This window comes from Pseudomonas sp. P1_F1_2 (assembly GCF_056405815.1).
The window spans coordinates 1-6,621 of record NZ_JBFUBK010000177.1 but is presented as its reverse complement, the minus strand read 5'-3'; the positions used below and the strand labels follow the sequence as shown (position 1 = coordinate 6,621).

Here is a 6,621-nt window from a genome sequence, read left to right as displayed (position 1 = left end):
GAACAACATCGGCAGCGCCATCCCGATCAAGTACACCGCCAGGCCCCAGGATACTTGCGAGGCGTCGGCGGACAGATGCCGAGCCATCTCCGGCAGCGCCGGCAGGTAAATGCTCATGCCCAGTTGAGCGAGAAAAACCGTGCTGCAGGTGACGAGGAGGGTGGTGCGGCTCTTCATGACATCTTCCCTGGTGTTCAGTCGCCGAGGACTGCGGCGGGTGTACATAAAAGCTCGGTGAGGAGCTGACAAAAGTGGCGGATCAGCATCGGTTCCATGTCCGCCCGCAAAGTGATTCTGAGAGCGGCCTTGCCTTGTGCAACCACAGGGAAAAATACCGCCGAGGTCAAGAAACCGAGGTTGGCCAATTCGATGGCGATGCGGTTGGCCGGCGCCGCATCCCCGCAGTGGATCAAGCGAATCGCCATGTTGCTGCCGTGCTGTGCGGTTCGGATCAGGCTGTCAAAGAGGCGGATATTAACCTGAAGTTTTTCCTGTAACGCAGCAAATGCCGGCGTTTGATGCAGCTGGATGGAGGCTCTGCCCGCGCCGATGGCCGCGCTGTTCAGGCTTTGCGACCAATTGCTGGGGCCGCCGTAGCGTTGAATCAGCTTTTTCTGCCGTTCATTGCCCAGCATCACCAGCCCGCCGCTGGCGCCAAATGACTTGGCCAATGAGGCGACGATCAGGCCGTCATCTTCCAGGGCCTGAAACCTGGGGCGCGCCAGGCCGGCACCGAATGTACCAACGGTGGATAGAGCATGGGAGTCGTCAAGGTAGAGAAACAACCCATAACGGTCCTTCAGATACAAAAGGCTGTCCATGTCGGCGACCCCGCCCATGCTGTACGCACCGTCGGCAACATACGCGACCCTGCTGTTTTGCTGGCACTGGGTTTCGAGGAAATCCATGTCGTTGTGCGGACTGGTCACGACCCTGGTTTCATCGGCGCAGGCGGCTTTGAGGTGATTCATCGAGTAGTGCGCCAAACGGTCAAACACCATCACCGGCGGCCGGTTCTCGGTGAACACGCCGCTGGCCAGCAGCGGCAGGATGCCGGCACTTGCTGCGCTGCACGACAAGGTGCTCAAACAGGTGGCGCCGAACAATGCTGATAGCTCGGTTTCGTACTGATCGAGGATCGTCAGTTTGCAGCGGTTTTTTGAGTTGGCGACGCGCAGAGTGCCGGTTTCCCATAAGGTGGTCATGGCGCCGTCGAGCAGATCAGGGTGGTGATCCAGGCCCAGGTAGGAGGTGGTGCAGAAGTGATGAAACGCACGTCCGTGCTGGTCAACCATGCGGTTGCTGCTTCTGATGTCGACATTCAGTCCCGCGACTTTCCCCGCTTCTGCGGTTTCCCAGTCGTGATCGGCCAGCGCGACCAGTTTTCGATAGTTGGTGAAGGTATTTGCCGCGTGCGTTGTCTGGTCCATTTGAAGTGTCTGTCCTTGAGTGGTGAAGCCGTCCGTGTGTGTTGCCAGACTTTACAGAGTGCGACGTTGCCGCTGAATCGGCCGTTTCCGCTTCGGTCGAGTGTTACAAGAGATTTATGTGTAGGGCGATAGCGGTGTGGATGTGGGGCAAAACCCGGTTATCCTGCCCATTCAGCCGCGCAGAAGTCATCGAGCCCTCCATGCTGCAAAGAAGCCTGATCCGCCGTCTCGACCTGCTCACCCTGCAACTGTTCGTCGCCGTCCATGAAGAGGGCACGCTGACCCGTGCCGCCGCGCGTGAAGCCATCGCGGTGTCGGCGGCCAGCAAGCGCCTGGTGGAGCTGGAAGACGCGTTGGGCATCAGCCTGTTCGTGCGCCAGGCGAAGGGGATGACCCTGACGCCGGCCGGCGAAACCTTGCTGCACCACGCGCGGCAGATGCTGTTCAACGTCGAGAAAATGGGCCTTGAACTGGGCGAGCACAGCCACGGCATTCGCGGCTATGTGCGGATGCTCGCCAACCTGTCGGCGATCATTCAGTTTTTGCCCGAGGACTTGCGCGACTTTTCCGAGCGTCATCCGCAGGTCAAGACCGACCTCGAAGAGCGCCCCAGCAGCGGCGTGATTCAAGGGGTGCTGGACGGTGTGGCGGACCTGGGCATTTGCTCGATCGACAGCGACACCAAGGGTTTGCACAGCGTGCTGTACCGGCAAGACAAGCTGGTGGTGTTGATGCTGCCCGATCACCCGTTGGCGAGCCGTTCGAACCTGGCGTTTGCCGACACCCTGGACAGCGATTACGTGGGTTTGCATGCCGCCAGTTCGATCAACATGCGCACCCATGCCGCCGCTCGCAAGGCCGGCAAAGTGCTGCGGTTGCGCATTCATGTGCCGGGATTCGACGCCATGTGCCGGATGGTGCAGGCCAACATGGGCATCGGCATTCTTCCGCTAAAGGCTTATGAATTGTTTGGCCGGGCGCTGGGGTTGCACGCAGTGCCGTTGACGGATGACTGGTCGGATCGAGCGTTGATCATCGTGGTGCGGGACGAAGCGGCGTTGTCGCCGGTGAGCCGGATGTTGTTTGAACAGTTGCGCGGGCAGGTCTGATCATTCTCGGTTGAATGGGCGGGCCTCATCGCGGGCAAGCCCGCTCCCACAGGGTTTTCTGGCGTGACATAAATCCAGTGTGGGAGCGGGCTTGCCCGCGATGACTGACCTGAGTTTGCCGACAATCTCCAACCGAGCGTTCGCGTTTCACGAACGCCCGTTGCCAACTGAAGGTTGGATTCCTTGACCCCCGCTCCTCTAGCCTTGGCACATATTCCAAGAATAAGAGGTAACTTGCGATGTCTGCCCCTTTAAGCGCCATCAAAGTGATCGAGATCGGCACGCTGATCGCCGCGCCATTCGCCGCGCGCATGCTTGCCGAGTTCGGCGCCGAAGTCATCAAGATCGAAGCCATGGGCCAGGGCGACCCACTGCGCAAGTGGCGCAAGCTGCACGAAGGCACGTCGCTGTGGTGGTACCTGCAATCGCGCAACAAGAAGTCGCTGGCACTCAACCTCAAATCCCCTGAAGGCATCGAACTGGTCAAGCAACTGGCGACCAGTGCCGACGTGCTGATCGAAAACCTGCGCCCCGGTGCCCTGGAAAAACTCGGCCTGGGCTGGGACGTGTTGCACGCCCTCAATCCCAACCTGACGCTGGTGCGCATTTCCGGTTACGGCCAGACCGGCCCGTACCGTGATCGCCCGGGCTTCGGCGCCATCGGCGAGGCCATGGGCGGGATTCGCTATACCACCGGTACACCCGGTTCACCACCGGCGCGGGTGGGTGTCAGCCTCGGCGATTCCCTCGCTTCGCTGCACGCGGTGATCGGCGCCTTGATGTCGTTGCTGCGGGTCAAGACCGGGCAGGGCGGTGGGCAAGTGGTCGATGTATCGCTGGCTGAAAGCGTGTTCAACGTCATGGAAAGCCTGGTGCCGGAATACGACATGCTCGGCCATGTGCGTGAACGCAGTGGAGGCGCCTTGCCGGGCATCGCCCCGTCTAATACGTACCTGACGGCCGATGGCGCTTACGTGGTGATCGCCGGCAACAGCGACCCGATTTACAAGCGTCTGATGGAGGTCATCGGTCGGCATGATCTGGCCGAAGCCCCCGAGTTTGCTCACAACGACGGGCGTGCATTGAAAAGCAATGTGCTCGACGCCGCCATTACCCACTGGACCAGCAGCCTGCCGATCGATGCCGTGTTGGCGGCGCTGGAAGCGGCCGAAGTCCCGGCCGGTCGTATCTATTCAGTGGCCGATATCGTCGCCGATCCGCATTATCAGGCGCGGGACATGTTGCTCAGCGCCGAACTGCCGGGTGGCGCCACCGTGAAAATGCCGGGGATCGTGCCCAAACTGTCCGAAACGCCCGGCGGCGTGAACTGGTCGGGACCTGGCCTGGGCCAGCACACCGATGACATCCTCGGGACGCTTGGCCTCACGAGGGCAGACATCGAACGCCTGAAAGCTGAAGGAGTGGTGCAATGATTACTGATTACTCCCAGACCCTGATCGTTCAGGAAGTCTCCCCGCGCGATGGTTTGCAGATTGAGCCAACCTGGGTTGAAACCGTCGACAAGATTGCCCTGATCGATCAACTGTCGCTGGCCGGCTTCAGCCGGATCGAAGCCGGCTCGTTCGTGTCGCCCAAGGCCATCCCGGCGTTGCGTGACGGTGAATCGGTGTTCAAGGGCATCACCCGCCAACCGGGCGTGATCTACGTTGCGTTGATCCCCAACCTCAAAGGCGCGCAACGGGCGTTGGCGACGCGGGCCGATGAGCTGAATCTGGTGATGTCCGCCAGCCAGACGCACAACCTGGCGAACATGCGCATGCGTTGCGAAGACTCGTTGGCCGCATTCGGTGAGATCGTGCACTACGTTCAGGGCACGCCGGTGCGCCTTAACGCCAGCATCGCCACCACCTTCGGCTGCCCGTTCGAAGGCAAGATCGATGAGGACCGGGTGCTGCAAATCGTCGAGGCCTATCAGGAACTCGGCATCCAGGGCATCACGTTGGCCGACACCACTGGCATGGCCAACCCGCGACAGGTCGACAGGCTGGTGCGCCGGGTGTTGCAACGGGTCTCGCCAGCGGATTTGACCCTGCATTTCCACAACACTCGCGGCCTTGGCTTGTGCAATGTGCTGGCCGCCTACGAGGCCGGCGCCCGACGTTTCGATGCCGCGCTGGGCGGGCTCGGCGGTTGTCCGTTTGCACCGGGTGCGTCCGGCAACATCTGCACCGAAGACCTGGTCAACCTGTGCGATGAAATCGGTATTCCAACTGGCATCGACTTGCCTCTGCTGCTGAAACTGTCCCGAGGATTGCCGGCGCTGCTGGGTCACGAAGTGCCCGGTCAACTGGCCAAGGCCGGACGCAATTGCGATCTGCATCCCGTGCCTTCCTGACCACACCTAATCCCTGTAGGAGCCGAGCTTGCTCGCGATGACAGAGTCGCATCCAACATTGATGTCGACTGAACCACCGCTATCGCGAGCAAGCTCGGCTCCTGCAAAAAAGCATCTCAACCAGACAACAAAAACAATCGGACACCCACGGGAAGTCCGCCTGGAGAATCATCATGAGCCTCAATGTACTGGAGGCGGGCGTGAGCCCGTCCGTTAGCCACGACGAAGAAAAAGCCCTGGTCAGCAAGGTCGCCTGGCGCCTGATGCCGCTGATCATGGTTTGCTACCTGTTCGCGTTTTTCGACCGCATCAACATCAGCTTCGCCAAGTTCCAGTTGCAAACCGACCTGAGCCTGAGCGACACCGCTTACGGCCTCGGCGCCGGGTTGTTCGTGGTCGGTTACGTGATATTCGAAGTGCCCAGCAACATGATGCTGTACAAGGTCGGCGCGCGGCGCTGGATCGCCCGGATCATGATGTCCTGGGGCCTGGCCACGGCGGCCATGGTCTTCGTCAACAGCGAATGGCAGTTCTACGCGCTGCGCTTTGTGATTGGCGCGATGGAAGCCGGGTTTGCGCCGGGCGTGCTGTATTACCTGACGCTGTGGTTCCCGCAGCACTATCGCGGACGCATCACGTCGATGCTGTTTCTATCGTCGGCATTTGCCGGCCTGGTCGGCGCGCCGTTCTCCGGATTGGTGCTGCAACATCTCGACGGCTTCCTTGACATGCGTGGCTGGCACTGGCTGTTCCTGCTCGGCGGCGTGCCGTGCATCGGCCTCGGCTTGCTGGTGCTGACATTGCTCAAGGACCGCATCGAAGATGCCCATTGGCTGACGCCGTCCGAGAAGACGCTGCTGGCCAGCCGCATCGCTCAGCATGAACCGCACAAGAGTGGCGGCTCGTTGCTCGCCGCGCTGCGAATTCCGGGTTTCCTGACGCTGGGGCTGATCTACTTCCTGATCCAGGTGGCGTCCTACGGCTTGAATTTCTGGGCCCCGCAACTGATTCGCAGTGCCGGCACCGAGAGCCCGGTGATGATCGGTTTGCTGACCGCCATTCCTTACATCTGCGGCGCCATCAGCATGGTGGTGATCGGGCGGTTGTCTGACTCGACCGGCGAGCGGCGCAAGTTTGTCGCAGGGCTGGTGGCGGTGGGGGCGGTGGGGTTCTTCTGCGCCGGGATCTTCGCCAACCACACGACCTTTCTGATTGTCGCACTGGGCCTGCTCGGTGCCGGCATTATCGCGTCCATCCCGAGCTTCTGGACCCTGCCACCCAAACTGCTGGCCGGTGCTGGCGCAGGGGCCGCCGGCGGGATTGCGGTGATCAACACCCTGGGTCAGTTCGGCGGCATCGTCAGCCCGGTGATGGTCGGGCGGATCAAGGACCTGACCGGCAGCACCACACCGGCCCTGTATGTCATCGGTGTCTGCGCGTTGATCGCGGTGGCGCTGCTGTTGTGGGGGTTGCCGCAGAAGTTGCGCACGCTGGACAAGTTTTAAAGATCGTCCTCCGGCAGCACCTACGTGGACCACGCATCCACGCAGGCGCTGCCGGAGGGTGCGATCTTTAGGTTTTCAAGGCGTTGCGGCGATGGCTTTTTCCGTCATGGGGGGTGTCAGAAATTTTGTGTTCGGGCATAACATGAGTAAGAGGTGCATGTATGCCAACCAAGAAGAAACCCGCGTTGCGAGAGCTGCCGAAAATCCCGAAAGAGCTGCTC

The 6,621-nt window shown here is 61.0% G+C and carries 5 protein-coding genes and 1 pseudogene; 4 read left to right on the top strand and 2 right to left on the bottom strand.

All coding sequences use genetic code 11. The features are described 5' to 3' along the window. Positions 1 to 177, bottom strand: a pseudogene (locus tag AC1D2P_RS29950) (MFS transporter); the annotation flags it as partial. Positions 178 to 194: 17 nt separating this feature from the next. Next, complete coding sequence (locus AC1D2P_RS29945) at positions 195 to 1,430, bottom strand: aminotransferase class I/II-fold pyridoxal phosphate-dependent enzyme (protein ID WP_109787371.1); 1,236 nt, start codon at positions 1,428 to 1,430, stop codon at positions 195 to 197. Positions 1,431 to 1,630: 200 nt separating this feature from the next. Between AC1D2P_RS29945 and AC1D2P_RS29940 the strand changes: the two genes are divergently transcribed. From AC1D2P_RS29940 to AC1D2P_RS29925, 4 genes are all read left to right on the top strand, one after another. Continuing rightward, on the top strand, positions 1,631 to 2,539 hold the full coding sequence (locus AC1D2P_RS29940) for a LysR family transcriptional regulator (RefSeq protein ID WP_223523960.1): 909 nt from the start codon (positions 1,631 to 1,633) through the stop codon (positions 2,537 to 2,539). Between the two features lie 239 nt (positions 2,540 to 2,778). Beyond that, complete coding sequence (locus AC1D2P_RS29935; protein ID WP_109787373.1) at positions 2,779 to 3,972, top strand: CaiB/BaiF CoA transferase family protein; 1,194 nt, start codon at positions 2,779 to 2,781, stop codon at positions 3,970 to 3,972. Continuing rightward, a complete protein-coding gene (locus tag AC1D2P_RS29930) occupies positions 3,969 to 4,895 on the top strand; it encodes a hydroxymethylglutaryl-CoA lyase (RefSeq protein WP_046029435.1) in 927 nt (308 codons plus the stop codon). Before AC1D2P_RS29935 ends, AC1D2P_RS29930 begins: the two co-directional genes overlap by 4 nt. A 173-nt stretch (positions 4,896 to 5,068) precedes the next feature. Further along, complete coding sequence (locus tag AC1D2P_RS29925; protein ID WP_077430752.1) at positions 5,069 to 6,400, top strand: MFS transporter; 1,332 nt, start codon at positions 5,069 to 5,071, stop codon at positions 6,398 to 6,400. Positions 6,401 to 6,621 lie beyond the last annotated feature (221 nt).

Coding starts and splice junctions, on each gene's coding strand:
- AC1D2P_RS29940 (WP_223523960.1), top strand. CDS start 1,631: ATGCTGCAAAGAAGCCTGATCCGCCGTCTCGACCTGCTCACCCTGCAA.
- AC1D2P_RS29925 (WP_077430752.1), top strand. CDS start 5,069: ATGAGCCTCAATGTACTGGAGGCGGGCGTGAGCCCGTCCGTTAGCCAC.
- AC1D2P_RS29945 (WP_109787371.1), bottom strand. CDS start 1,430: ATGGACCAGACAACGCACGCGGCAAATACCTTCACCAACTATCGAAAA.
- AC1D2P_RS29935 (WP_109787373.1), top strand. CDS start 2,779: ATGTCTGCCCCTTTAAGCGCCATCAAAGTGATCGAGATCGGCACGCTG.
- AC1D2P_RS29930 (WP_046029435.1), top strand. CDS start 3,969: ATGATTACTGATTACTCCCAGACCCTGATCGTTCAGGAAGTCTCCCCG.